Annotated in this window: 4 protein-coding genes; 2 read left to right on the top strand and 2 right to left on the bottom strand. The window is 62.1% G+C overall.

All coding sequences use genetic code 11. The features are described from left to right. Positions 1-37: 37 nt before the first annotated feature. Both AC1DS3_RS38145 and AC1DS3_RS38140 read left to right on the top strand, forming a co-directional pair. On the top strand, positions 38-301 hold the full coding sequence (locus AC1DS3_RS38145) for a hypothetical protein (protein WP_477129308.1): 264 nt from the start codon (positions 38-40) through the stop codon (positions 299-301). A gap of 196 nt (positions 302-497) precedes the next feature. Then, positions 498-905, top strand: a complete 408-nt coding sequence (locus AC1DS3_RS38140) for a heme-binding protein (protein WP_006158644.1) — start codon at positions 498-500, stop codon at positions 903-905. A gap of 246 nt (positions 906-1,151) precedes the next feature. Here AC1DS3_RS38140 and AC1DS3_RS38135 read toward each other — a convergent pair whose 3' ends face one another. Beyond that, positions 1,152-1,484: a hemin uptake protein HemP gene (locus tag AC1DS3_RS38135; protein ID WP_441640373.1), complete on the bottom strand. Its 333-nt coding sequence runs from the start codon at positions 1,482-1,484 to the stop codon at positions 1,152-1,154. A 217-nt stretch (positions 1,485-1,701) separates the two neighbouring features. Further along, the coding region (locus AC1DS3_RS38130) for an ExbD/TolR family protein (RefSeq protein ID WP_477129307.1) at positions 1,702-1,960 on the bottom strand (259 nt) is incomplete at its 5' end.

The raw sequence follows: 1,960 nt of genomic DNA, 5'->3' as shown, positions 1-1,960 counted from the left end.
CCCTCCAGCACGACCTAATTCCCAAGAGGATCCGCCCATGAAGATCAAAAACAGCCTGGTGGCGATCGCAGCCCTGACCGCCCTCTCCGCACTCTCCGCCTCCGCCTCCGCCTTTGCAGCCGGTATTGCCAAGGCAGACCCTTACACCGATGGCGCCAAGATCGGCAAGGTTGATCCCTACACCGATGGTGCCAAGATCGGCAAGGTTGACCCGTACACCGACGGCGCACGCAAGGTGGATCCGTTCACCGACGGCGCCAAGGTTGGCGATCGCCGCGACCAGTTCAGCGACGGAGCCTGAGTTTGCCGGACACAAGCCTGCAGCCCTGAGGGCTTCGGCCGTCCGCATCCGGTAACGCCGTGAATCATCGAAAGACCCGCCTCGAGCGGGTCTTTTGCTTTTTGCGGGCAGGTGCCAGGACGGTGGCGGCATGGTCATGCCAAGGGCCGTGGCGCTATACTTCCGGCTCACTGAAATGATCTTCGAGGAGAGTGGTATGCAGCAAAAAACCGTGCTGACGGCAGATGATGTGAAGAAGGTACTGGCCGCAGCCGAGCTGGAAGCCAAGAATCACCAATGGGCGGTTTCGATTGCCATCGTGGACGACGGTGGTCACCTGCTGGCATTGCAACGCCTGGACGGCGCTGCACCGATTTCGAGCTACATCGCCACCGAAAAGGCACGCACGTCGTCGCTGGGCCGTCGCGAGTCCAAGGTTTACGAAGACATGATCAACAACGGCCGTCACTCTTTCATGACCGCGCCGGTGCTGCAAGGCATGCTGGAAGGTGGTGTGCCTATCGTGGTCAATGACCAGGTCGTGGGTGCAGTTGGCGTGTCGGGCGTGAAGTCGACCGAAGACGCACAGATTGCGCGTGCGGGCATTGCCGCCCTGGGCGTCTGATACTCGCTAGCAAACAGCGGCGGCCGTGGTGCTGGCAGTGAGCGTGGCTCACTGTCCAGGCACCTCCTGCCGACTGCGGAGCGAATCGCTTGTGCTCCATGATGCTGAAGCCTATCGACGGGCTTTGGCATCGGGCTGCCGGTTCCGGTAGCCCTTCTTGCATCGAAATCCCGTACAGCGTTACATGGTTGCCACGATGGTTTCCCACGGCATGGCTTGTGCTGGCGCGTGCGCGCCTGGGCACGGTTACTTCGTCAGGATCAGCTTGCCATAGCGCGTGATGCGTAGCGTGTAGACCTCGCCGTTATGCAGGATCGGCAGCAGGTTGGCGCCGCGCATCAGCGAATCCAGGGGCACCGCATCCCCTGCGGGCGCTGCGGGGAGGTTGTCGCGCACCAGGGCTTCGAGCCGGGCGGGCAGGGCAGCTACAGCAGATTTCATCGATTCGATCGCCGCGCTGGCTGGGCTTTCGCGCCGCGCCTGCGCAGCCTTGTTGGGATTAACTTCGACCCGGCGCAGAGAAAGGCGGCGACGGGTGACTTCATGCGGTTGCGACAGCGGCAGGGTCAGGGTGCTCATGGGCGGGCTCCGGTCCGGTGGTCCGTGGCGGCTACGCGGGACTGCGAGCGGTCACGACCGGGTTCAAGTTGGCCCAATCTTAAATGAGAATTGTTATCATTACAATGGGGATTTTTAATCGTGCCGGACGGGCTAGCGCAAACAAAAAGGGCACTCCATGGAGTGCCCTTTTTGTCGATGCTGCGCCGCCGGCCCAAAGGGCACGGCGCGAACAACGCTAATGCTTGGGTTCCGTGATGAACCCGATCTTGCCCAAGCCGCCGTGCTGCGCGGCTGCCATGACTTCCGCCACACGCTCATAGCGCACGTCGCGATCGGCCCGCAGATGCAGTTCAGGCTGCGGCTGCTGCTGCGCGGCCTGGGCGATGTTGGCTTCGAGCGTAGGCTCGTCCACCTCAGCCTGGTTCCAGAAGATCTTGCCGTTGGCGTCAATCGCCAGGTTGATGTTCTGCGGCTTGGGATCGTTGGGCGTGTTG

It is taken from the genome of Cupriavidus sp. 01L46 (assembly GCF_056399905.1).
This window is presented reverse-complemented; position numbering and strand designations above follow the sequence as displayed.

Bases quoted from the DNA above. Each gene is read 5' to 3' on its own strand.
- AC1DS3_RS38145 (WP_477129308.1), top strand. From the start codon at position 38: ATGAAGATCAAAAACAGCCTGGTGGCGATCGCAGCCCTGACCGCCCTC.
- AC1DS3_RS38140 (WP_006158644.1), top strand. From the start codon at position 498: ATGCAGCAAAAAACCGTGCTGACGGCAGATGATGTGAAGAAGGTACTG.
- AC1DS3_RS38135 (WP_441640373.1), bottom strand. From the start codon at position 1,484: ATGAGCACCCTGACCCTGCCGCTGTCGCAACCGCATGAAGTCACCCGT.